Origin of the sequence: Terrirubrum flagellatum (genome assembly GCF_022059845.1) — a bacterium.
GTDB classification, from domain to species: domain Bacteria; phylum Pseudomonadota; class Alphaproteobacteria; order Rhizobiales; family Beijerinckiaceae; genus Terrirubrum; species Terrirubrum flagellatum.
The window spans coordinates 5,021,580-5,043,892 of the sequence record NZ_CP091851.1 but is presented as its reverse complement, the minus strand read 5'-3'; the positions used below and the strand labels follow the sequence as shown (position 1 = coordinate 5,043,892).

The following is a 22,313-nucleotide window of genomic DNA, read 5'->3' as shown; positions in this document are numbered from 1 at the left end:
AGAATCCCGGCCGCGAGCTCCCGCGAGGCAAGCGACGCCTTCGCGATGGTTAATTTCAACAGGTCGCGCCCCCCCCGCCAGCGGCGCCGCTCCTGCAGCGCAGGAAGAAATCGAGCCGGTTCGTTGCGAATCGGCGCATGAGCGGGAGACGGCATGACGTTTCTGTCCCGACGCGAAACATTATTCGGCGCCGCTGGCGGTTTAGCTGCGCTCGCCTCTCCCGCTTTTGCTGCGACCGCGAACAGCGGCCCAACGCTCGCTTCGATCGCGAAGTCGCGCGAGCTTCTTTTCGGCGCATCCATTGCCGACGACATTTTCAGGGACGACGCCTATCGCGCTCTCTATGTAAAGGAGACGTCGATCGTCACGACGGACTATGCGCTGAAGTTCAGCGCCGTCCGCGCCCGGCCCGCAATCGCCGATTATTCCGGCGGCGATGCGCTTGTCGATTTCGCCCGCGCCAACGGGCTTCAGGTCCGCGGCCATACGCTCATCTGGAATGATGACATGCCGGCCTGGGTGAAGGGCCTCTCGCGGCGTGAGGTCGAAGCTCTCTTCGACAAGCATATTGACGAGACCGTGTCCCGCTACGCGGGCCGGCTTCATTCATGGGACGTCGTCAACGAGCCCTTCTGGCCGGACCATCGCGCGCCGCGCAACTATCGCCGCGGCCCCTGGTATGATGCTCTTGGGCCAAGCTATGTGCCGCAAGCCCTGCGCCGGGCGCGTCGCCTCGATCCCGCTGCTAAAATCACGCTGAACGAAGCCTTCTGCGAACGGAACGACGCTTTCGGAAAAACTGTGCGCGGTTCCTTCATCGCATTGATCGACGAACTGCGCGACCAGGATGCGCCGTTGGACGCAGTCGGATTCCAGGGACATCTGAAGCCGCAATACGATTATTCGGATGAAGCCTTCGCCGAATTTCTCCACCGTGTCGCGCAGCGAAAACTCGATATCTACATCACAGAACTCGATGTGGATGACTCAAGCTTCGCGAACGATCCCGCGACGCGCGATCGTCAGGTGGCGGAGCGCTACGCTTCATTCCTGCGCCATGTGCTCGCCGTGCCGGAGGTCAAGATCGTCATCACCTGGCAGCTTGCCGACAAGTTCAGCGGCATGCGCGATCCGGCTCTGCCCAATCGCGGACGGCCAGCGCGGCCATTGCCTTTCGACGATGATCTCGCGCGCAAGCCCGCCTGGCGTGCGATCGCCGACGCGTTCGCCGCCCGCGCTATTTGAGCGACGCTGAAAGTTCCTCGAGCCACGCGATCACAGCGGCGTGGTCGGCGCGCGCCGTCTCGTTCCAGCGCGCGATATTGGCGAGGCTCGCTGTGGCCGACGCAACTCGCCAGCCCTCGCGCCGCATCACGGACGCAATCATGTCGGCTGACTTTTCCGTGTCCTCGGGAAAGATAAAGGAACCGCTTTCGGCGAGCGCTTCACGGAACACTGGTTGATCCGGCGCGATGACGGGAATGCCGGAATATTGCGCTTCAAGCAGCGGAAGCCCAAGCCCCTCCGCATGGGACGTCGAGATGAACAGATCAGCCGCGCTCATGATCTCGCGGATGCGCTCGATCGGCAGATAACCATGCAGCGTCACGCCTTCGAGCTGCTTCAAGCGCGCGCTCTCATCTCCCCAGCCATCGCGGCCGACGATGTCGAGCGTCGCGTCGGGAAACCCCTTCGCGCGCAGCGCCGCGACGATCCGGGCGGCGGCGGCCAGGTTTTTCCGGGGCTCCACGGTGCCAAGCGCCACAAAGCGCGGGCCTGATTTATTGTCGCGTTGCGATCGGTCGACGAACGGAAGTCCAAGAACATTGCGAACCTCCGGCCGATAGAGCCTGATCTCCGCATCGCGCCGCGCGAATTTCAGCAGTTCAGCACCCGTTGTTTCCGAATTGACGAGAAAGCGGCGCAAGCGCTTGAGAGCAAAGCGCAGCGATGGCGCCATATAGAATTTTGCGCGCCAGTTGAGGTCTTGCGGGCGCGTCAACAGGAAGAGATCGTGAATATAGGTCACGACGCGATCGCCGCGCAGCGCGAGTCCCGGCGTTGGCGGGAATCCGGAACACAGGACGAGCGCCCGCGGATCGCGCCACGACGCAACCGGCAGCGAGATCATCTGATCGAAAATCATGCGCTTGCGGTCGGGCGAACGCAGAATCCTGGCGTCAAACGGCGCAAGAGCCTCGGCCGAAAAGAGTTCCAGCGTAATCCGCTCGATTCCGGTGACATGCCGGCCGCAATGGGTCTGGTCGACGATGACGCGCCGCTTCTCTTCGGTCACTGCGCGCGCCCCGACACGAACGTTCGCATGCCGCCTTGGCGCGGTGGCAAAAGGACCATCATCATTGCAGCCAGCATGGCGAGCACGCAGGTCTTCGCGGCGATGCTGACGGACGTGCTGGCGACAGCGAAGAAGTAGGCGAACAGCCACCATGCCGACGGCCGTGAAACCTGGACGATCTGTCGACAGAAGATGAAGATTCCGATGAAGGTGATGCAGGCCATGATCAACCCATAGGCGAGCGTCGACGCGACCCAGAAGCTTTCAATGCCGAACTCCAGCCCCTCAATCTGCTTGAGCGTGTCGATCAGCGCGGGATCGGGGCCAAGCAGAAGGTCGCGCCAGGAGATGCTCTCAAACAGATCGAACATCGCGACGCGCGATTTGGCGCTGCCCTGATCCTCGACGAAGCGCGCGATAAAACGGTCGAAGGCGCCGGCCGAAGCGAGTGCGCCAACGGAGCCGACAACAAACAAGCCGCCAAGCGTCGCCATCGCCGCCTGAAGCGGCGTCGCGCGGCCGTAGGCGAGACTGCCCACGGTTCGGAGCGCGATCAGCGGCGCGGCGAACAGAAAAAGAAGCACCATCGCGGCGCGCCCACCGAACGCCACCATGCCGGCTGACGTCAGCCCGATCGCAAGGAACCGCCACGCGCCGCTCAATCGCGTTCCGCCCTGCAACAGCAACGCGAGAAGATAGCATCCCGTCATCAGCGCATTGGCGAGCGGATGCCCCATGAGAGCGGTCGCGCGCCAGTCATCCGTGATCTCGATGCCGGCCGTCGTATAGGGAATGAGCCGCCAGCCGGTCACGACCTCGAACACGCCGAGCAGGCTGTTGATCGCGATAAAAGCGTGCAGGAACCGCTCGAGCGGCGCGGAAATCGCCTCCCGTTGCTGATCGAACAGCGCGAAGATGATCATCGGCAGAAGGAAGGTGTCGATGATCGGCGTGAATGGCGACTTCTGCACGATGACGAGATACACAAGTAGCAGAAACCAGATGGCGAGGAAAATCGTCAGGCCAAGATGACGCGCGAGAAGATCGGTCGCGAACCGAAAGGGATGTCGCCGCGAGAAAAACAGCAGACCGAACGCCGCCACGGCGACGAGATCGCCAGGATGCATTTTTTCCAGGAGCGATCCGCCGGCCACCTCGTAATTATAACCGAGCAGGTTGAGCAGCATCGTCGAGACGCTGAACAGCAGCGCGACGGAAAAAATCGTCAATTTCTCGCTCAGAGAAGCCGCTCGCGATCGCCATGTCGGACGCCGCTTCGCCGCCGGCGTCGCATATCGGGCGAACTCGCCTGCCGGCGCATAGCCGTGCCGCACGATCAGGAGCCCGTTGCGAGCACAACGCAGCGCCCTGGCGCCTCGGTCATGGCGCTTTCGATCAGGCCGCGCGCGCCGTCGTCGATGGTCTGCCCATTCGCGATTGCGACGATCACCAACCCGGACTGCGAGGCGCCATTTCGATCCGCCCGCGAATCCGGCGCATAACCGACAACCAGATCGAAATCGCTTGCGCGACCGAAATGCGCGACCGCGCGACCGCCAAGTGAAGGAGCTCCAAGTCCGCGCTGGCCGAACGCGCCCGGCGCGATGACAAGGCGATTCTTCTCGCGCTCGGCGGCGAGAATTCCGAGCGTCGCGACGCCATCGACCTCCACCACGCCAATGGCGGCGTTGCGCGGAGCGGCGCGCGTGATTCCGCCAGCGCGCGCGCTGAGTTCGATCAGCAAAACCGATCGCCCTGACTCAAGGGCGGCGCGGGAAATATCCATGGCGATTTCCGCGGCGAAAGGCGCGCCACAATTTACAAACAAAAGCGTGCCGGGATCGCCTGACGACGCTTTCACTGGCGCGCGAGCCGTCAGATCAGCGATGGCTTTCACATAATCCGGATCAGATGACGCGGGAAGGAGCAGGGGCGTCCACTGCGCAGCCTGTAGCGGGCTCGCGCTCGCCACCTTGGGCGGCCGCAGCCCCTCCATCGCGAACGCCGCAGCAACGCCGAGCCCAAGGCCAATCGCCGTCGCCAACAACATGATTGGAACACGACGCGGACTGGATGGCGACAAGGGCGGCGCGGCGCGGGCGATGACGCGCGCGATCGGCGTATCGACGCTGTCGCGCGTGACGTTACCCTTCGCCTTGAGCAGATTGTCGAGGATCGACTTGTTGGTGTCGACCTCGCGTTCAAGCTCGCGCAACTGCACCATCGCCTGGTTGGTGACCGTTGTTTCCTGTTTCAGCCGATCAACCTGACGCGCTATATTGGCCTCGTTCGCCTCCGCCGCGCGCATATCGTTGCGAGCGCCTTCTGCGATGCGGCCGAGCTCTTCGGAGATCAGCCGTTTTGTGTCGCGCAACTGCTGCTGAATCTCGCGATATTGTGGATGAAGGTCGCCCAGCGTGATCTTGGCGTTCGCCTCCTGCCGCACAATCTCGGCGAACTGGCTGCGTAATTTGTCGATGACAGGCGACTTCAGCGCATCCGGCGCGGTCTCGATCGATTTTCCCGATGCGATGATCTGGCGCACTTGATCATAGCGCGCCTTGGCCTCGGATGTCTTGGTGCGCGCGGCCGCGAGTTCGGTGTTCACTTCCGTGAGAAGCTGCTCACTCACCAGCTTGCCTGAAGCGCCGACGATGCCGTTCTTCTGCTTGAAGGCTTCGACATCGTTTTCCGCCTTCTCGATCTTCTGGCGAAGCTGGCTGATATTGCCTTCGAGATAATCCTGTTCGCGTCGCGAGATTTCGCTGCGCGCATCGGTCTGGTCGGCGATGTAAGCTTCGGCGACCGCGTTTGCGAGCCGCGCCGCCTTCTTTGCGTCGCGCGAGACGACGGACACCTCCATCACATAGGTGCGCTCGGGTCGCTTCACCGTTGTCGCCTGCGACAAGGCGTAGACCGTCGCGGCAATGTTCTCGCTGCGCTGCTCTGCATCGTCCTTGGCGAGACCCAGAGCCTTTTTCACTGACTGCCAAAGTCCTCCGGATGGACTGCCGAATTCGGGATCTTCCTGCAGCCCTTCCCGCTCGACCGCGCGCCGCAACACGGTCTCCGAGCTGAGAAGCTTCATCTGGCTGTCGACGAGCGCGCTGTCGCTGGCGAAGGAATAGCGGAGCCCATCAGCCTGCGAGACGGACGAACGGGGTTCAAGCAGCACCACCGCGGACGCCGTGAACAGGCGTGTTGCAACCAGCGTATAGAACAACGCCGCGCCAACGACGATGCCGGCGACCGACGCAATCAGCGGCAGTCGGCGTCCGAGGATCGCGATCAGTTCAGCGAAACTGCGCTCGGCCGGGTCCGACGCGGCGGCTGGCGCGCTCAATCCGCCGGCGTCGTAATCCCGGGTCGCCACCGACGACATCAAAACCCTTCCCTTGGTCAGACGGCGCTCACGACGCCCGCATGCTCCGGGGATGATGCCTCCCCTTTCTTTACGAACCGTTCACCGTAACTGTCGGGTTGTGCTGGAACGGCGCGTGCTCCGGAGCCGTCAACGACATCGAATTCGACGCTAGCTGCGACAGACGCGTCGATTTCTGTGCCAAAATGGAGCGCTCTGTGACGACCGCCGACTTTGAGATTGTGCAGAATGGTTCAAGCGTCCAGTCGGCCGCGCAAGCGCGTGAGGATTCCGCGACAAGGCGGCCCATTGTGGTCCGGCAGGCCGATCCCCGTTTCCGCTCGCTTTTCGCGTTGTTGGCGCCGGCTATCGATGTCGGCGCGATCTTCATCAGCGCATCGGTCGCAGGCGCGATTTACCATCACACGTTTTACGGATCGCCAGCGGTTACGGAAATCCAGCTTCAGATGGGCGCGCTCATCGCCCTGTTCGTCATCGCGCCTTGCATTCTTCGTGGCGATTATGAGCTGCCGAATTATCTGACCATTGACGGGCAGCTTCTCCAGATCTTCAAACGTTGGAACGTGGCTTTCCTGTTTGGAATCAGCCTGACATTCCTGACCAAGACCAGCGCAGTCTATTCGCGCGGCACGTTTCTGGTGTTCTACATCTGCGGATATCTCGCTCTCGCTGGTGGACGCGTCCTTGTGATGTCGGTCGTCCATCGCCTGAGCCGCAATGGGCCGATGCTCGCCCGTCGCGTCTTCCTCGTGGGCGTCGACACCGAGGTGCTCTCTTTCGTCAGCCGGCATTGGCCGCTCAACCATGGCGTGCAGGTCGTCGGCCTCGCCAACATCAGCCCGAGCGCGCTGAACGATCGCGCTCCCGATTCCGAAGCGCTGGAAAAGGAGCTTCGCGCAGCCGTCGCGCGCGCGCGCCTGAGCAGCCCGGACGATGTCTTCCTCCTGCTCGACCGCAATCGCGATGCGGTCGTGGATCGCGCCATCGATCATTTCCTCACGATTCCAGCCTCGATCCATCTCGGCGCCGACCGGATGCTCGATCGCTTCGCCGACGCCAAGGTGTCGAAGATTGGCGCGATCTCATTGTTGTCGCTGACGCGGCGGCCGCTCTCAACCTTCGAGGTTGCAATCAAGCGCGCTATGGACGTCGTCGGCGCAGCGACGGCGCTGACGCTTCTCGCCCCCTTCGCGCTCGTCGTGATGCTGCTGATCAAGCTCGACAGCCCCGGCCCGGCGTTGTTTCGTCAGAGGCGCTACGGCTTCAATCAGCGCCCGTTCCGCATCTGCAAGTTCCGGACGATGACGACGCTCGACGACGGCGCGCATGTCCAGCAGGCTCAGGCGAACGATCCGCGCATCACGCGCGTTGGCCATTTCCTCCGCCGGTGGAACATTGACGAGCTGCCACAGCTTCTCAACGTGCTGCGCGGCGAGATGTCGCTTGTCGGCCCGCGCCCGCATGCGCTTGCCCATGATCATCTCTACATGCAGCGCATCGCGCTCTATGCGCGCCGCCATAACGTCAAGCCGGGCATCACCGGCTGGGCGCAGGTGAATGGCTTTCGCGGCGAGACCTCGACCGACGACAAGATGCGCGGCCGCGTCGAGCATGATCTCCATTATATTGACAACTGGTCGCTGACCTTCGACCTCAAGATTCTTCTGCTCACGGTGTTCTCGCCGCGGGCTTATCTCAACGCGCGCTGAGGTCGAAGGCGGAGCCGCCTCATGTTCCCTTCGCCGCGAATTCTCGCAGGCCGGCGCGACGACGACGCAGCGTCGACGCGCGGGCAAGCGCAACCACTCGTCCACCGGCTGCACGAATCGCCCTTGTTCAGCCTCGACGGATTAGCCGAGCTGATCGAGCATTATCCGCGCCAGCATTGCGAGCTGACTGACGCCAGTCCGATCAGCGCCAACGAAGTCCGCGAAGGCGATATCGGCGCGGCGTCAGGGCGCGCCGTGATCGAGGCGATCGAAGCCGGATCGCTGCGCTTGCGCCTGCGCAACACCCAAATCGTCGATCTGAGCTATGCCCGGCTCCTGCGCGGCGCATTCGGGGAATTGAGCGATCATTTGTCGTCGCCGCGCGGCTCGGGCCGCTCCATGGAAATCGTCATCTCCTCGCCAGGCGCGAAGACGCGCTATCGCGCGACCCCGGAGGGGCAGATCCTCTGGCAGATCGCGGGCGCGCAGCGCGCTTTGATCTACCCTCCCGCGCCTCCCTTCGTATCGGGTGACGATCGCGAAGCGATCGCGCTGGCGGAGCATGGGTCCGACATGGCTTACCAGCCCTGGTATGACGATCACGCGCAGGCGCTCAATCTCGCGCCGGGTCAGCTTCTTCACTGGCCGCCCTACGCGCCTTATCGCGTTGACAACGATAACAGGTTGAACATCGCCGTGATGATGAGCTACGCAACCGACGAAATGCGGAGATCACGCATCGTTGAAGCCGCCAATGGCGCCTTGCGCAAACGCTTCGGCATGATTCCGCGCTCGCGCGCAACCACCGGTCTCGCCTTCTGGGGCAAAGCGGCGATGCAACGCGTTTTGGCGAATTTGCGCTTCGCACAGCGATCGGATGCACCGAAACGCGGAGTCGACTTCACGCTCGACTCCGGCGCGCATCGCGATTGATCGACGGAGGCGGACGCTCATGTCGACGGCGAAGGCGACACGATCAGAGCTCCTTGCGCAAAATGGAGCGCCGACAACGCCGCGCGCCGCGGCGCGCGACTTTCAGGTCGACATTTTCTCGAACGTTGACGACGCCCTAGCCATTGTCGCGAAAGAGGCCGCCGAGGGCGTCGGCACGCCATTCCAGAGCAGGGTGTGGCTGAAGGCCTGGCAAGGCGCGTTCGCCAGCGCCGACACGGCGCGACAACCCGTGATCGTGATCGCGCGCGCGCAGGCGTCAAACCTCCTCGCAGTCGCCTTGTTTCTTGCTCTGCGTGAGCGCGACGGGTTGAAAATTCTCGAACCGATGGATGATGGCGTCACTGACTACAACGCGCCCATCCTCGGCCCCGAAGCGCCTGTTGACGCGGCCGGCGCCCGATTGCTCTGGCGGGCGATCCGGCGCGCTCTGCCGCCCTGCGATCTGATCAACATCGCCAAATCGCCGCGCATTCTCGCGGGCCGCCCCAATCCGCTGGCGCTCATCAAACCCGCGCGCGCGTCGCGATTGTCCGGGAACGTCCTTGATATCGACGCGCCGTTCGAGGCCTTCGTGCGCGGCTTCGAGCGCAAGTTCAGGAAAGAGCTGGGTCGCGAGAAGCGCGTCTTCGAAGCGCATGAGGGCGCGCGCTTCATGATGGTCAAGGATCTGGCGCAGGCGATGAGCGTCCTTAATGCGCTAGCCGAAATGCAGTCGGCGCGCATTCGCGGCCTTGGGCGTGACTATTATCTCGATGATCCCGCGCCGGCCGCCTTCTATCGCGAACTTCTGCGTGACGGTCTGCCGCGCGGCGCGGTCACCCTGTCGGCGCTTTTTATTGGCGACGTCGTCGTCGCCGCGCTGATGGGCGTAATCGAAGGCGATCATTTCGCCATGGTGCGGCTGGGCGCCGCGCGCGCCGGCTGGAGCCATTTCTCGCCGGGCCGGCTGGTGATCATGGAGACCATGCGGGCGTTGCGCGCGCGCGGCCTGCGCCGCTTCGACTTCACCATCGGCGACTACGACTACAAGCGCCGCCTCGGCGTCGAAACGCTGCCGCTTATCGAGCTGACCGTTGCTGCGTCGTGGCGCGGCTGGCCGCGCGCGCTCATGAAGAATGCGCGCGCCCGGGCGCGCGAATCGCAATTCATGCGCAAGCTCGCTGGACTTGCGCGCGCGATGCTACGGAGGCGTTGAAGGCGCGGTTATTCCGCAGCCTGCGGAGTCGTGATCGCAGGAGGTTTGCGGCGCGCGCTGCGTTTGCGTCGGCTGGTATTGCGGGGCGATTTCGCGGCGCGATGATCGACCGCGGGCGGCGCGTCATCATTGGCGGTCACCGGCCTGACTTCCACCGGCGCAACCGTGGCGCGCGCTTCCGCCGCTTCGCGTTCAAGCACGACGATACGCTCCTTCGCCTCGTCCCTCTCAGCCGTCGCGCGTGCGATCACGGCGTCGCGCTGGCCCAGCATGTCGCGTGCGGCGACAAGCTGGCGCGCTGTCTCCCGCGCTTCGCCGAGCGCCGTCTCGAGCTGCGCATCGAGCGCGGCGATCGTGAGCTGGCGGCCGGTCGCGAGATCGGTCGTCTTTCGCAGCTCGATCTGAAGATTCGCAAAAGCGTCCTCGCGCTCGGTCAACTTCTGCAGCATTGCCGCCGCGCCGGCCCGGAGCTCCTGCAACGCGACATCGCGCTGCGCCGCGACAGCCTCGGTCGCGGCGAGTTTCGCGGTCTGCTGCGCATGAGCGCTCTGCAGGAAGTCGAACGCAGCGCGCGTCGCGCCAAGATCAGATCGCGCGGAGTCGCGATCAGAGGTCATTTGCGCGAGATCATTGCTCAGTCCGCTGATCGTCCGTTCATGTCCGACGATCGCTGCATCACGCGCGGCCACGGTTTCATTGAGCGCATGAATCGTCACGTCGCGGCGTCCGATCTCGGCGAGATCGGAAGCTTTCTCCCGCGCCTTCGTTTCCGCCTTCAGTTCGGCGCGGCGCGCCTCCACCGCCATGGCCGCGCGCACATGATCCCGCTCGGCTGCGATTTCGGCGATCGACATGGGAAACAGGGCTTCCAGCCTTCGCTTGGCCAGGCGCTGCGCGCGGCGGTCGAGCGCCGGCAACGCGCTCAGCGCAAGCAGCGTGGCGGCGAGCGCCCCCAGGCCAAAGATCATCGCAAATTCAATCATTTCCCGCGCCTGCGCGAAATTCTTGCGCCTGCCCGCCGCCTGAATTCGCGCTTACTCTACTCGCGGGAGGCTGCTGAAGGAAGGGCGGCTATCTTCCCTCGCAGATTCGTCAGAAGGGGTTCCAGGTCGCGCTGTCGGTGAATTTGAGATAGCCAACATTGAGCCCCAATCGCGCGCCGACGCCGGAGCGAATGGGAACAACGAGGATGTTGTTGTTGATCAGCGCGGTCATGCCAAAACCTCCGACGAGATAAGCCGATCCGTCGATGCCGCCGAAGCGCCCGAAGATCGCGTCGCGCGAAGGCAGATTGTAGACGAGCATCATGGTGCGCGCGCCATCGCCGCCGAAATCGAAGCCGATCGAAGGGCCCTGCCAGTAGACGCGCCGATCTCCTGCATTGCGGGTGTAGAGCGTGCCCTCGCCGAAACGCAGACCGCCGACGAAAGCGCCGGAGCCTTCCTGGCCGAGGATATAGCCGTTCGGCTCGCCCCAACGGCGCGTCGCCTCCTCGATCGTCAGCGCCAGCCCGCGCGACACATTGCCGAAGAAGCGATGGCCGGACTGCACGAGTTCGCCGGCCGAGAAGCTCTCGGGCTGTCCCTGCGCCGCGGCCGGAGCGGCAGGCGAAAACGCCGCCCACGCAACCGCACAGGCGGCGATAACCAGTCGTCTCAATGCCAGCATAGGCGCTCCGTCCCTGATCCCGCGGCGCCCGGAGCGGGCGCGACTTCCCGAATCGATGATCGTCAAAAAGCGTTACGAAAATGACGCGACGAAGGCTTGGGGAGCGGGGATGGCCGGATCAGCCGAAGATCGTCGCGCGCAGCGCCATGTCGCCCACTGCGACGAAGCCGGCGTTGAGAAGGGGCTGGCCGGCGTCATAGCGCAGGATGGCGCCCGAGGCCCCGTAGGTCGCGCCCCCGGCCGCGGCGAGAACCGCCTGACCCGCCGCCGTGTCCCAGCCCATGGTTGGGGCGAGTCGGGGGTAGAGGTCGGCCTTGCCCTCGGCGAGCGCGGCGAATTTGAGCGCCGAAGACAGGCTCGGCCGTTCGACCGCGCCGACCCGCTCAAGAATAGCCTCGCTGGCGGGATCGCCATGCCGTTCGGAGACAAGGCCGATCGGAGGCCGGCGGCCGGTTCGCACTTTAAGAGCTGTTCGCTCGGCCGCGAGGACGCCATTCGCGCCGACTTTCGCCGCCCAGCAAAGGGGAGCAGACCCGGCCAGTCCCGCATAGACCATGCCGCGGGCAGGCGCGCCCAAGACGCCCAGAACAGGCTCCCCTCCCTCCACCAAGGCGAGGCAGATGCAGAAATCGTCACGGCCGTCGATGAAGGCGCGGGTGCCGTCGAGCGGATCGAGCAGGATCAGCCGCCCGCCCTCCGGCAGTCGGCAGCCCTCTGGGGCGCTCTCCTCGCCGATGATCGGGACGCCTGGCAAAAGCGCCGAGATCCGGCGCGCCATCGCCTTTTCGCAAGCGATATCAGCGGCCGTGACCGGACTGCCGTCGGGCTTGGCGGTCATTCCGGCCCGGCGCGGCGTTTCGAGCAGGATGCGCCCCGCCTCGGCGGCGAGCCCGGCGAAAGCGTCCAGCAGGGCCGGATCGGCGCGCATCATTCAGGCTCCCGGGCTCCCAATCCCTTTGCCAGATGGTAACAGTTGAGTAGCAGGGTTCCGCGTCGGCGCGAATCGCTTTGAACGCGCCATCCCCATTCGCGTTCCGGATATCGCCATGCCAGCCATCACGATGGACCCGCTTGATCTCGCCGCGGTGTTGTGCAGCCGGATCTGCCACGACGTCATCAACCCGGTCGGCGCCATCCAGAACGGCCTCGAGCTGATGGCGGAGGAAAAGGATTCCGGCCTGCGCGACGACGCGCTCGATCTGATCGGCAAAAGCGCCGCCTCGGCCAGCGCCAAGCTGAAATTCGCCCGCATCGCCTATGGCGCGTCCGGTTCGGCCGGTGCCTCGCTCGACATGGGCGACGCCCATTCGGCCGCCGTCGACCTGATCGTCGACAACCGCACCACGCTCGACTGGAAGGCGCCTCGCGTTCTCCTGCCGAAGAACAAGGTCAAGCTTCTTCTCAATCTGCTCATTCTCGCGGCGCAGTCGATCCCGCGCGGCGGCTCGATCGAAGTGATCGGCGAGATCGAAGGCGAAACATGCCGCTATGCGATTCGCGCCAAAGGCCCTTACGCGCGCGTTCCCGCACATACGGCTGAGCTGCTGGCGGGCGAATCCGAGACCGGGACCGTCGACGCCGAAGGCGTTCGCGCCTACTATGCCGGGCTCGTCGCGCGCGCTTGCGGCATGAGCGCGAGCATTGAACTTATCGACGATGCGGTGACCGTGTTGTCCGCTCCGCTCGCATGAACGGGCTGGCGTAAATACAGAATTCGACCGCCCATCAACCTGTCGTCAACCGTTCCCGTTCATCATCGCGGTCGGTCGCCGCTGCGGCCGTCGGGTGCGCGTAGATGGACGACCTGTTGCGTGAGTTCCTTGTCGAGACCGGCGAGAGCCTCGACCATGTCGACGTGCAACTCGTCCGTTTCGAGCATGAACCCGACAACAAGGACATTCTTCGCACGCTCTTTCGCCTCGTTCACACGATCAAGGGCACCTGCGGCTTTCTCGGTCTTCCCCGTCTTGAAGCGCTGGCGCACGCCGCCGAAACCTTAATGGGACGTTTCCGCGACGGCGCGCCTGTGACGCGCGACGCGGTCTCCCTCATCCTCGCGAGCGTCGACCGGATCAAGCAAATCCTCGCTGCGTTGGAAAAAACCACTGCAGAGCCCGAAGGATCCGATGGCGACCTGATCAGCGCGCTCGAACGCATGGCCGGCGCGTCGGACGATGACGACGAGATTGCGTTTCGCAGCGACGAAGTCGCCGCGCCCGACATTGCGCTGACGCAGCAAGAGGCGGAGCGCGACGCTGCATGCGATTCTGATCCGTCTGCGACATCAGGCGTCGAAGAGCCGACCGCCGCATCATCGACGCTGCGCGTCAACGTCGACACGCTCGAACAGCTCCTGACCATGGTGTCCGAGCTGGTGTTGACGCGCAATCAGCTCCTCGATGTCGCGCGCCAGCAAAGCGGCCACGCCTTCAACGCGCCTTTGCAGCGTCTGTCGCAGGTCACCACGCAATTGCAGGATTGCGTGATGAAGACGCGCATGCAGCCGATCGGCAATGCGTGGCACAAGCTGCCGCGACTGGTCCGCGATCTCTCGCTTGAGCTCGACAAGGATATCGACCTCGAAATGAGCGGCGCCGATACCGAGCTCGATCGCCAGGTGCTCGATCTGATCAAGGATCCGCTGACGCATCTCGTGCGCAACGCGGCCGACCACGGCATTGAATCCCGACAGGACAGGCTGGCGGTCGGCAAGCTCGCGCGCGGCGTCATCGCCTTGCGCGCCTATCACGCTGGCGGTTCGATCACGATCGAGGTGAGCGACGACGGCCGCGGCCTCAACCATCAGCGGATAGCCGCCAAGGCGATCGAACGCGGGCTGATCAGCGAATCCGACCGTGAAAAGATGACGGAAGCGCAGATCGCGAAATTCATCTTCCATCCCGGTTTCTCGACCGCGCAGAAGATCACGGCGATCTCGGGGCGCGGCGTCGGTCTCGATGTCGTCAACGCCAATGTCGAGCAGATCGGCGGTTCGATCGACGTGCAGTCGCAATCCGGCCATGGCGTCACTTTCATCCTGACATTGCCTCTGACTCTCGCGATCGTGCCGGCCCTGCTGATCGGCGCCGGCGGCCAGCAGTTCGCCGCGCCGCAGAACGCAGTCGCCGAACTGGTCCATATCGACTCCGAAAGCCAGACTCGCATCGAGAAACTGGATGGCGGCCGCGTGCTCATCGTGCGCGGCGAGATGCTGCCCCTGATCGCGTTGTCGACGACGCTTGGTCTTGGCGGCGATCCCGACGCGCAAGCCGAAGGATATGTCGCCATCATGTCGGTCGGCGCCGCTCGCTTCGGCATCCTTGTCGATCAGGTCTTCCACACGGAAGAGATCGTGGTGAAGCCGATGTCGACGATGCTGCGCCACATGTCGATCTATTCCGGCAACACCATTCTCGGCGACGGATCGGTCGTGCTGATTCTCGATCCCATCGGCCTCGCGCGCAAAGCCGCTGTCGTCACGGAAAGCTCGGCGCGCGCGCGCGCTGGAAAGCAACATCTCTCGGATGAGCGCGCGCGCCACGGCGGCAAGACCGCGCTGCTCATCTTCCGCTCGAACGGACGGCGCTGCGCCCTGCCGCTCTCCGCGATCGCGCGGCTTGAGGAGGTCGAGGCCAAATCGGTCGAACGCGCCGGCGGCCACTCCGTCATGCAATATCACGGCAAGCTCTTGCCGCTCGTCGGCGCCGACGCGCTGGTCGAACGCAAGGCGCCGAAAGCGCCCTGTCTCGTGCTGACGCAGAAGGACAAATCCGTCGGCCTCGTCGTCGAGGCGATCGTCGACGTGATCGAGCAAGAGATTGTGCTCGACGGCGGCGATGGTCCCGGCGTTCTTGGCGCAGCGATTCTCAACGGCGAGGCCATGGACGTCGTCGACGCCCTGCACCATCTGCGCGCAACGCATCCCGATATCGACCGCGTCGGCGCGCGCGCGACGCCGCGCGCGCTGATGATCGAGGAATCGCCGTTCTTCCGCGACATGATCGCGCCGGTGCTGCGCGCAGCCGGTTACGAGGTTACTGCCGTTGAATCGCTCGATCAGGCGCTTGCCGGCGCGCCCTCGATGTATGACGTCATCATCGCCGAGCCAGCCGTGATCGCCCCATCTGACGAAGCCGCCCGGTCACGACTCGCGCGGCTGGCCGCGGCGTCCGCGCAGCGCATCGCCTGGTGCAACGATTTCGATTCGCTGCGCGAGAGCCGGCTGGCCGACCTCGGCGTGTCAGGCGCCGTCTCGAAATTCGACCGTCAAAAATTGGTCTCCATGCTCGAGAGCCTGCAGAACTCGACCAGAGAGGCTGCGTGATGGCGACGAACGTTAATCTCGACGCAGCTCCTGTCGACGCCAGGGCCAATCTTTGCGTGACGGTCGCCATTTCCGGCCAGAAGCTTGCGATTCCGATCGCGCGGGTCGAAGACATCTTCACCGTACAGTCCGTGACGCCGGTGCCGCTCGCGCCGCCTCATATCGCGGGACTCATCAATCTGCGCGGCAAGGTTGTAACCGGCATTCTGCTCTCGAAGCGGCTTGGCCTCCCTCAGCCCGAGAGCCGCAAGACGCTGGCGATCAGCGTCGGCATTCATGGCGAGACAATCGGCTTGCTGGTTCCCAACGTCGGCGACGTCATTGATTTTCCGCCAGACCGGCGCGATCCGGTGCCGCCGCATCTGCAGGCGCAATGGGCGCCGTTCGCGGTCGGCGTGCATCAAAGCGGTCGCGAAATCATCATCGAACTCAACGTCGAATCCATCATCGCGCTCACACAGCGCGATGAAGCCGCATAACCGCTCTGAAAGGAGCACAGACACATGAAGCACTGTCTCGTCGTCGATGATTCCGCCGTCATCCGGAAGGTTGCGCGGCGCATTCTCGAAAGCATGGATTTCCTGATCGCCGAAGCGCAGGACGGCCGCGAAGCGCTTGATTGCTGCACGGCGCATATGCCTGACGCGATCCTTCTCGACTGGAACATGCCGCAGATGGACGGCTATGAATTCCTCAAGGCGTTGCGCGTCATGCACGACGGCAAAAAGCCGAAGGTCGTTTTCTGCACCACCGAGAATGATCTCGCCGCTATTGCGCGCGCGATGCATGCTGGCGCCGATGAATACATCATGAAGCCGTTCGACAAGGAGATCCTTGCGTCCAAGTTCCAGCAGGTTGGGCTCGCCTGAAGGAATGAACGCCATCACGTCGCCGGTTGAACCGGGCCCATGACGCAACTGCTCCCCGCAGCGTCCGAGATGGCGCCTGTGCGCGTCGTCATCGTCGATGATTCGTCGGTCGCGCGCGGCTTCCTCGCGCGCTGGATCAGCGAATGCGATGATCTTCAGCTCGTCGGGACCGCGGCCAATGGCCTCGAGGCGATCACCATGATCCCCGCGGCGAAGCCTGATGTCGTCATCCTCGATATCGAAATGCCGCAGATGAACGGTCTCGAAGCGCTGCCGCTGATCCGCATCGCGGCGCCTGAAGCGGCGATCATCATGTCGTCGCGGCTGACGCGCAAGAACGCGGAGCTGGCGCTTCTCTGCCTGCAGAACGGCGCGACCGAGATCATTCCGAAGCCGAGCGCCGACGAACGCGCTACGCCTCTTCCGACCTACCAGCAGGAATTGCTCGATAAATTGCGCACGGTCGGCCGCCGTGGAAAGATCGAGGCGCAGCCGCTGCTGACGCGCGAGCCTTTGTCGCCGTTCGAAATCATCTCGCGGCCACTTGCGGCGATCCCGTCGCCGCCGCGCCCCAAGCGCGCGCCGGCGCGTGAAGTTCACGCAGCCGTCGTCGAGCGGCCCGCGCCGCAGGCGCCGCCGCTTCAATCTTCGCCGGCGCATGGGTCGCACGCGGCGCGCGCCATTCTCGTTGGCGCCTCGACCGGAGGGCCGAACGCCTGCGCCGAATTCATTACGGCGCTGAAGCCGCTGATCGCGCGCATTCCGGTGATCATCGCGCAACACATGCCGCCGGTCTTCACGCGCGTCTTCGGCGAGCATCTTGCGGCGGCGTCCGGCGTCACATGCCGCGAAGCGCGCGACGGCGAAGCGCTCGTGCGCGGGCACGTCTATATCGCGCCTGGCGGCCATCATATCCGCATCAGCGGCGCCGCCAGCGCGCCAACGATCACGCTCGATCATGGACCGCCGGTGCGCTTCTCCAGGCCTTCCGTCGACCTCCTGTTCCATTCCGCGCGCGAAGTGTTCGGGGCTGACGTCACCGCGGTCGTGCTGACCGGCATGGGTTCCGACGGCCTTGAAGGCGCGCGAGACCTCGCCGCCGCGGGCGCGCGCATCTATGTGCAGGACGAGCGCAGCAGCGTCGTCTGGGGCATGCCCGGCGCGATCGCGCGCGCGGGCCTCGCCAACGAAATCGCGACGCCGTCGGAGATCGCCGCGGCGCTCGTCACGCAAGGCGGCAAATCATGATCGAGCCTGCTGACTTCGCGTTCTTTCAACGCTTCCTCGCCGAGCGCGCCGGACTCAATCTCTGGCCGGAGAAGACCTATCTCCTGGAGTCGCGTCTCGCCCGCATTCTCAGGGCGCACAACATCGACACCTTCGCGGCGCTCGCCGCACGCATCGCCACTGGCGGCGATCTCGCCCTCGAACGCGAAGTCATCGAAGCGATGATGACGCATGAGACGCTGTTCTTCCGCGATCTCAAAAGCTTCGACCTCCTGCGCGAGACGGTCCTGCCGGGCCTTATCGCCGCGCGCGCCAGGGAGCGCCGGCTCGCCATCTGGAGCGCCGCCTGCTCGGCCGGCCAGGAGCCCTATTCGATCGCGATGATTCTCGACGAGATGGGCGACAGGCTCGCCGGCTGGTCGATCCGCATCCTTGCAACCGACATTTCCACGGCGATCATCGAGCGCGCAAAAACCGGCCTCTACACGCAGTTCGAAGTGCAGCGCGGCCTACCCGTGCGCATGCTGCTGAAGCATTTCAGCCAGACTCCGGAAGGCTGGAGCATCACAAAGAACATGCGCGACAAGATTGACTTCCGCACCTTCAATCTGTTGCGCGATCCCTCGCCGTTCGGCGTGTTCGATCTCATTCTGTGCCGCAATGTGCTGATCTATTTCGACGCAAATACGCGCACGGGCCTTTTCGCGCGCCTGCGTCGGCAAATGGCCCCCGACGGCGCTCTTATGCTGGGAGGCGCCGAGACGGTGCTTGGCGCAACCGCGGACTTCGTTCCCGATCGCGACACGCCGTCTTTCTATCGGCCGGCGCCGGCTGCGACCACAGCGACGCCGCGCCTCTCGGTCGCCGGTTGAACGTCTAGATCACGCCTCACTTTGATTGAATCAATCAAAGTGCGGGAACGTGATCGATTCTAGCAGTTTAGAGCATGGCTTTCGCGAAAATCGGTCCCCGCTTTTTCACGCCATGCTCTAAGATCACTCGCAGTAGCGCCGCTCCTGAAAGATGAAACAGCGCGGCCCTGGCCACATCGCGACCGGCATGACGCGATAGTCGCGCCATCGCCTGATCGAACGATGGCCGCCATCGAGAGGCGATCGGACGACGCGAATGACGATGTCGTCGCCGGCATGTCCGCGCGCTGGCGAGACCGACGCTACGCAGCGGCCGCTCCTGAGGATGGTGAGCGTCACCCGTTCGGCGCCTTCGCTCTGAAGAAGCGCGCGCGGAATCCGGCAGGTTTGCGCGAAGACCGACCCCGATGACAGGATCATCGTCGCGGCCGCGGCTGCGATGACAGTCGCAGCGCGGAAGAATGCGTGGAAATTCATTGGCAATATTGTCTCCCGTTGAAATTGAAGCAGCCGCCGCGGGCGCCGCCTGACGAGCCTGTCGCAGGCTGCGGTCGCGCGACCTGGCGCTGCTGCGGACGCGGCGCCGGTTTGACCGGCCGCGCGGGCTCAGCCGCGACCGGCGGACGCGAAGCGACGCAGATATCGCCGCGACGCACCTGACCCGCGCCACAGGCGATGGGGCCGCAAAGTCCGGACTTCTGCGACTTCAGCGTGCGCAACATCTCTTCGGTCTGTGGATCGAACTTGAAGCTGTCGCCAATCTTCTTGCCGGCGCTTTCCAGCGCCGATTTCGTGCCGTTGTTCATGCGGCCATGGACGATGCCAGCGTAACAGCCGAGCCTTTTCAACTCTTCCTGAGTAGCCTTGATGAAATCGGGCGTGTCCGGCTTCGGCAAAGGCGGCTCCGGCGTCGTCCTTGGAGGCTCCGTCGTCGGCGGCAGCGAAGCAATCTGTGTTCCCGCGCCGCTCGTTACGCCCGTTTCCGACTGCAGCGGCGTCGTAAACTCGCTCGGCGCGCCGCGCGCGCGCCTGTCGCGCTCGAGCCGCTCCTGGGCGAGGCGACGCTGCTCCGCCGTGAAGCGATTGGCTTCGTCGACGGCCTGGCCTCCGACCGGAGGGTCGGCGGTCGTGCGATTGTTCGGCGGCGATGCGAGCGCCAATCTCTGCTGCTCCTCCGCCTTGCGCTTTTCGGCCGCGTCGAGCTCTGCCTGCAACCGCGCCCGCTCCTCCTGCTGGCGTGCGGCGCGGGCGAGAGCTTCCTGCTCCGCCTTTTCGCGATCGGCTTTCTCCTGCGCCAGTCGACGCTGCTCCGCCGCCTGAAGCTCCGCCTGCTTGCGCTGCTGCTCTTCGCGTTCGCGCGCGAGGCGCGCCTGCTCTTCCCGCGCCGCTTTCTCGCGCTCGACGCGCTCCTGCTCCTGACGCTTTTGCTCGGCGGCCTGCGCCTCGGCCTGGCGACGACGCTGCTCTTCGAGTTCGCGCGCAAGACGGGCGCGATTCTCCTGCTCGGCCTTTTCGCGGTCCGCCTTCTCCTGCGCCTGCCTGCGCTGCTCCGCCGCCTGAAGCTCGGCCTGCTTGCGTTGCTGCTCCTCGCGCTCGCGCGCCTGTCGCGCCTGCTCCTCGCGCGCCGCCTTTTCGCGCTCGATCTGCTCCTGCTCGAGCCGCTGCTTCTCGATGGCGGCGCGCTCCTGCGCGCGATCGCTGTCCTCGCGATTCCACCGTCCTTCCAACGCAGCGTAGCGCGCCGCGCGCGCTTTCGTCTGCCGCTCGTCGCGCCACTCCGCGCTGAGAAGTCCGCGCCAGGGATCGGCGCCCGCGGCGCGCAGCCATTGCGGACCCTGATCGCGCGCCGCGAGCATATCGCGCGCCGTCGCGCCCTGCTGCGTGTCGGCATAGCGCGAAGCGAAGGCGCGCAGATCGTTGTTCGAGGGATCAGCGCCAAGGCGACGGAACGCCTGATCGGCGAAATCATCTTTTCCGAAGACGAAAGCGCGCGGCAGCACGCCGTTGAATTCGATATACTGACGCCCGCCGCTGCGCCTGTTGATGCTCTGGTTGACGCGCTCGAAGAGCTGACTCGCATCGAGGCCGGACTGCTGCATTTCCGTCAGCAGCGTGCGCGGCAGGAGAGAGCTGCGCGAGGGCTGCTCACAGGCGTCATCCTTCACGGAAGTGGACATGACCACGAACATATCGTTGGCCGCCGGAGGCTCGGCGAAACCGGCGGAAGCCGCAGCGCCGAGTCCGCTCAGCGCCGGCGCGAGCTGCGACTGTCCGCAACCGTCGATCACCAGAAACGCGCTGCGCGCGTGCGGCAGCGCATCGAGCATCTGCTTCAGCGGCAGCGTGTCCCATTCGATGCTGGTCTCGTCGCGCAACGTCGCGCCGACAGGCACGAGATAGGCGGCGTTGCGATAGCGCAGCGCATGGCCGGCGTAGAAGACGAGGATCGCGTCAGCGCCGGCGGCGTCGCGCTGGAAGGCGGCGAGCGTCGTCCTGAGCGCGGGCAGTTCGAGATTGACGGCGGACGCGACCTTGAAGCCGAAGCGCTGCAGCATCGCCGCCATGGCGGCCGCGTCCTGATCGGCGCCTTTAAGCGCCGGCAGCTTGGCGTAGTCGGAATTGCCAATAACCAGCGCGACGCGCTTTTCCGTCTGCGCGGCGAGCGGGGCGGCGCAGGCCAGGACGAACAGGCCAAGGAACGCCAGGAACCGTTTCAACACCGCTGATCCGTCTGCCGGCAACTCCGGGCAATCTAGTGGAACCTTGCAATGAGAGGAAATTCAGGCGACGCGGGGTGCGCATGCGCACGCGCCGGGGCGCGACCGCCCGGGAATCCGCTGGCGGCGCCCAAAACAAAAGGCTCCGGCGCGAGCCGGAGCCTCAGGCGACCCGGAGGTCGAAAGAATTCAGGCAGTCAGGCGCTCGTCGGCGTCGGTCGGCTCGCGCAGCACATAGCCGCGGCCCCAGACGGTCTCGATGTAATTCTTGCCGTCGGACGCGTTCGCCAGCTTCTTGCGCAGCTTGCAGATGAACACGTCGATGATCTTGAGTTCGGGCTCGTCCATGCCGCCATAGAGATGGTTGAGGAACATCTCCTTGGTCAGCGTCGTGCCCTTGCGAAGCGAGAGCAGCTCCAGCATCTGATATTCCTTGCCGGTCAGATGCACGCGCTGGGAAGCGACTTCGACGGTCTTCTGGTCGAGATTGACGAGCAGATCGCCCGTCGCGATGACCGATTGCGCATGGCCCTTCGAGCGGCGCACGATGGCCTGGATGCGGGCCACCATCTCGTCCTTGTGGAACGGCTTGGTGAGATAATCATCGGCGCCGAAGCCGAGACCCTTCACCTTGTCCTCAATGCCGGCGAGGCCGGACAGAATCAGAATCGGCGTCTTGACCTTGGCGACGCGCAGCGAACGCAGCACCTCATAGCCCGACATGTCGGGGAGATTCAGATCGAGGAGAATAATGTCATAGTCATAGAGCTTGCCGAGATCGACGCCCTCTTCGCCGAGATCCGTCGTATAGACGTTGAAATTCTCGGATTTGAGCATCAGCTCGATGCTCTGCGCCGTCGCGCTGTCATCTTCGATAAGAAGGACACGCATGTATGGTCCCCGACCTTAAAGCCGCGACGAGCTGTCTGCTGAAGGTGATCCAGCCTTGCGACCGGGCCTTCGGGACACGCCCTCGGACACCCCTAGCTTACCGACTCGCAACGCTACGCCATCATGGTTAACAAAAGCTGATTCCCGCATGCAAGCGCCAATCGCCCATCGAACGGCGAATCGGCTAGAATGGTCTGCGCCGGCGGGAT

General features: G+C 64.4%; 19 protein-coding genes. 10 read left to right on the top strand and 9 right to left on the bottom strand.

Annotated features, from left to right (window positions below; genetic code table 11):
- Positions 1-153: 153 nt before the first annotated feature.
- Positions 154-1,245: an endo-1,4-beta-xylanase gene (locus L8F45_RS24530; RefSeq protein WP_342360451.1), complete on the top strand. Its 1,092-nt coding sequence runs from the start codon at positions 154-156 to the stop codon at positions 1,243-1,245.
- Here the strand turns inward: L8F45_RS24530 and L8F45_RS24525 are convergent.
- From L8F45_RS24525 to L8F45_RS24515, 3 genes are all read right to left on the bottom strand, one after another.
- The gene (locus L8F45_RS24525) at positions 1,238-2,296 is read right to left on the bottom strand and encodes a glycosyltransferase (protein WP_342360450.1); all 1,059 of its coding nucleotides are present in this window, start codon (positions 2,294-2,296) and stop codon (positions 1,238-1,240) included. The genes L8F45_RS24530 and L8F45_RS24525 overlap by 8 nt on opposite strands.
- On the bottom strand, positions 2,293-3,525 hold the full coding sequence (locus L8F45_RS24520) for a VpsF family polysaccharide biosynthesis protein (protein WP_342360449.1): 1,233 nt from the start codon (positions 3,523-3,525) through the stop codon (positions 2,293-2,295). The genes L8F45_RS24525 and L8F45_RS24520 overlap by 4 nt, the downstream gene beginning before the upstream one ends.
- 107 nt (positions 3,526-3,632) lie before the next feature.
- Positions 3,633-5,678, bottom strand: coding sequence for a GumC family protein (locus L8F45_RS24515; RefSeq protein ID WP_342360448.1), 2,046 nt, complete (start codon positions 5,676-5,678; stop codon positions 3,633-3,635).
- 197 nt (positions 5,679-5,875) lie between these two features.
- Here L8F45_RS24515 and L8F45_RS24510 point away from each other — a divergent pair, with 197 nt between their 5' ends.
- The 3 genes from L8F45_RS24510 to L8F45_RS24500 are packed head-to-tail and all read left to right on the top strand — an operon-like array spanning position 5,876 to position 9,536.
- Positions 5,876-7,387, top strand: a complete 1,512-nt coding sequence (locus L8F45_RS24510) for an undecaprenyl-phosphate glucose phosphotransferase (RefSeq protein ID WP_342360447.1) — start codon at positions 5,876-5,878, stop codon at positions 7,385-7,387.
- Positions 7,388-7,408: 21 nt separating this feature from the next.
- Complete coding sequence (locus L8F45_RS24505; RefSeq protein WP_342360446.1) at positions 7,409-8,320, top strand: hypothetical protein; 912 nt, start codon at positions 7,409-7,411, stop codon at positions 8,318-8,320.
- A gap of 19 nt (positions 8,321-8,339) precedes the next feature.
- Positions 8,340-9,536: a GNAT family N-acetyltransferase gene (locus tag L8F45_RS24500; protein ID WP_342360445.1), complete on the top strand. Its 1,197-nt coding sequence runs from the start codon at positions 8,340-8,342 to the stop codon at positions 9,534-9,536.
- An 8-nt stretch (positions 9,537-9,544) separates the two neighbouring features.
- On the opposite strand, the gene L8F45_RS24495 is transcribed toward L8F45_RS24500, so the two are convergent.
- The 3 genes from L8F45_RS24495 to L8F45_RS24485 form a co-directional block, all read right to left on the bottom strand.
- A complete protein-coding gene (locus L8F45_RS24495; protein ID WP_342360444.1) occupies positions 9,545-10,519 on the bottom strand; it encodes a coiled-coil domain-containing protein in 975 nt (324 codons plus the stop codon).
- Between the two features lie 109 nt (positions 10,520-10,628).
- Positions 10,629-11,204 (bottom strand): DUF1134 domain-containing protein, encoded by a 576-nt coding sequence (locus tag L8F45_RS24490; RefSeq protein ID WP_342360443.1) that lies wholly within the window; start codon positions 11,202-11,204, stop codon positions 10,629-10,631.
- Between the two features lie 118 nt (positions 11,205-11,322).
- Positions 11,323-12,135, bottom strand: a complete 813-nt coding sequence (locus tag L8F45_RS24485) for a 3'(2'),5'-bisphosphate nucleotidase CysQ family protein (protein WP_342360442.1) — start codon at positions 12,133-12,135, stop codon at positions 11,323-11,325.
- A 115-nt stretch (positions 12,136-12,250) separates the two neighbouring features.
- On the opposite strand from L8F45_RS24485, the gene chpT reads away from it, so the two are divergent.
- The 6 genes from chpT (at position 12,251) to L8F45_RS24455 (ending at position 18,496) form a co-directional block, all read left to right on the top strand.
- A complete protein-coding gene (chpT, locus tag L8F45_RS24480) occupies positions 12,251-12,895 on the top strand; it encodes a histidine phosphotransferase ChpT (protein WP_342360441.1) in 645 nt (214 codons plus the stop codon).
- A 104-nt stretch (positions 12,896-12,999) separates the two neighbouring features.
- Positions 13,000-15,528, top strand: a complete 2,529-nt coding sequence (locus L8F45_RS24475) for a chemotaxis protein CheW (RefSeq protein WP_342360440.1) — start codon at positions 13,000-13,002, stop codon at positions 15,526-15,528.
- A complete protein-coding gene (locus L8F45_RS24470) occupies positions 15,528-16,007 on the top strand; it encodes a chemotaxis protein CheW (RefSeq protein ID WP_342360439.1) in 480 nt (159 codons plus the stop codon). The genes L8F45_RS24475 and L8F45_RS24470 overlap by 1 nt, the downstream gene beginning before the upstream one ends.
- Positions 16,008-16,031: 24 nt before the next feature.
- Positions 16,032-16,397: a response regulator gene (locus L8F45_RS24465; RefSeq protein ID WP_342360438.1), complete on the top strand. Its 366-nt coding sequence runs from the start codon at positions 16,032-16,034 to the stop codon at positions 16,395-16,397.
- A gap of 39 nt (positions 16,398-16,436) precedes the next feature.
- Positions 16,437-17,645 carry a chemotaxis-specific protein-glutamate methyltransferase CheB gene (gene cheB, locus L8F45_RS24460; protein ID WP_342360437.1) on the top strand — a complete coding sequence of 403 codons (1,209 nt, stop codon included), beginning with the start codon at positions 16,437-16,439 and terminating at the stop codon, positions 17,643-17,645.
- Positions 17,642-18,496: a CheR family methyltransferase gene (locus tag L8F45_RS24455; RefSeq protein ID WP_342360436.1), complete on the top strand. Its 855-nt coding sequence runs from the start codon at positions 17,642-17,644 to the stop codon at positions 18,494-18,496. The genes cheB and L8F45_RS24455 overlap by 4 nt, the downstream gene beginning before the upstream one ends.
- 123 nt (positions 18,497-18,619) lie before the next feature.
- Here the strand turns inward: L8F45_RS24455 and L8F45_RS24450 are convergent, their stop codons facing one another.
- The 3 genes from L8F45_RS24450 to ctrA form a co-directional block, all read right to left on the bottom strand.
- The gene (locus L8F45_RS24450; protein ID WP_342360435.1) at positions 18,620-18,973 is read right to left on the bottom strand and encodes a hypothetical protein; all 354 of its coding nucleotides are present in this window, start codon (positions 18,971-18,973) and stop codon (positions 18,620-18,622) included.
- Positions 18,970-21,216: a caspase family protein gene (locus tag L8F45_RS24445; protein ID WP_342360434.1), complete on the bottom strand. Its 2,247-nt coding sequence runs from the start codon at positions 21,214-21,216 to the stop codon at positions 18,970-18,972. Before L8F45_RS24445 ends, L8F45_RS24450 begins: the two co-directional genes overlap by 4 nt.
- Before the next feature lie 186 nt (positions 21,217-21,402).
- A complete protein-coding gene (gene ctrA, locus L8F45_RS24440) occupies positions 21,403-22,104 on the bottom strand; it encodes a response regulator transcription factor CtrA (protein WP_342360433.1) in 702 nt (233 codons plus the stop codon).
- Positions 22,105-22,313: the final 209 nt, after the last annotated feature.

What these genes read in the sequence shown, in the direction of transcription:
- L8F45_RS24530 (WP_342360451.1), top strand. Translation starts at nt 154, where the DNA reads ATGACGTTTCTGTCCCGACGCGAAACATTATTCGGCGCCGCTGGCGGT.
- L8F45_RS24515 (WP_342360448.1), bottom strand. Translation starts at nt 5,678, where the DNA reads ATGTCGTCGGTGGCGACCCGGGATTACGACGCCGGCGGATTGAGCGCG.
- L8F45_RS24505 (WP_342360446.1), top strand. Translation starts at nt 7,409, where the DNA reads ATGTTCCCTTCGCCGCGAATTCTCGCAGGCCGGCGCGACGACGACGCA.
- L8F45_RS24500 (WP_342360445.1), top strand. Translation starts at nt 8,340, where the DNA reads ATGTCGACGGCGAAGGCGACACGATCAGAGCTCCTTGCGCAAAATGGA.
- L8F45_RS24495 (WP_342360444.1), bottom strand. Translation starts at nt 10,519, where the DNA reads ATGATTGAATTTGCGATGATCTTTGGCCTGGGGGCGCTCGCCGCCACG.
- L8F45_RS24490 (WP_342360443.1), bottom strand. Translation starts at nt 11,204, where the DNA reads ATGCTGGCATTGAGACGACTGGTTATCGCCGCCTGTGCGGTTGCGTGG.
- L8F45_RS24485 (WP_342360442.1), bottom strand. Translation starts at nt 12,135, where the DNA reads ATGATGCGCGCCGATCCGGCCCTGCTGGACGCTTTCGCCGGGCTCGCC.
- chpT (WP_342360441.1), top strand. Translation starts at nt 12,251, where the DNA reads ATGCCAGCCATCACGATGGACCCGCTTGATCTCGCCGCGGTGTTGTGC.
- L8F45_RS24475 (WP_342360440.1), top strand. Translation starts at nt 13,000, where the DNA reads ATGGACGACCTGTTGCGTGAGTTCCTTGTCGAGACCGGCGAGAGCCTC.
- L8F45_RS24470 (WP_342360439.1), top strand. Translation starts at nt 15,528, where the DNA reads ATGGCGACGAACGTTAATCTCGACGCAGCTCCTGTCGACGCCAGGGCC.
- L8F45_RS24465 (WP_342360438.1), top strand. Translation starts at nt 16,032, where the DNA reads ATGAAGCACTGTCTCGTCGTCGATGATTCCGCCGTCATCCGGAAGGTT.
- cheB (WP_342360437.1), top strand. Translation starts at nt 16,437, where the DNA reads ATGACGCAACTGCTCCCCGCAGCGTCCGAGATGGCGCCTGTGCGCGTC.
- L8F45_RS24455 (WP_342360436.1), top strand. Translation starts at nt 17,642, where the DNA reads ATGATCGAGCCTGCTGACTTCGCGTTCTTTCAACGCTTCCTCGCCGAG.
- L8F45_RS24450 (WP_342360435.1), bottom strand. Translation starts at nt 18,973, where the DNA reads ATGAATTTCCACGCATTCTTCCGCGCTGCGACTGTCATCGCAGCCGCG.
- ctrA (WP_342360433.1), bottom strand. Translation starts at nt 22,104, where the DNA reads ATGCGTGTCCTTCTTATCGAAGATGACAGCGCGACGGCGCAGAGCATC.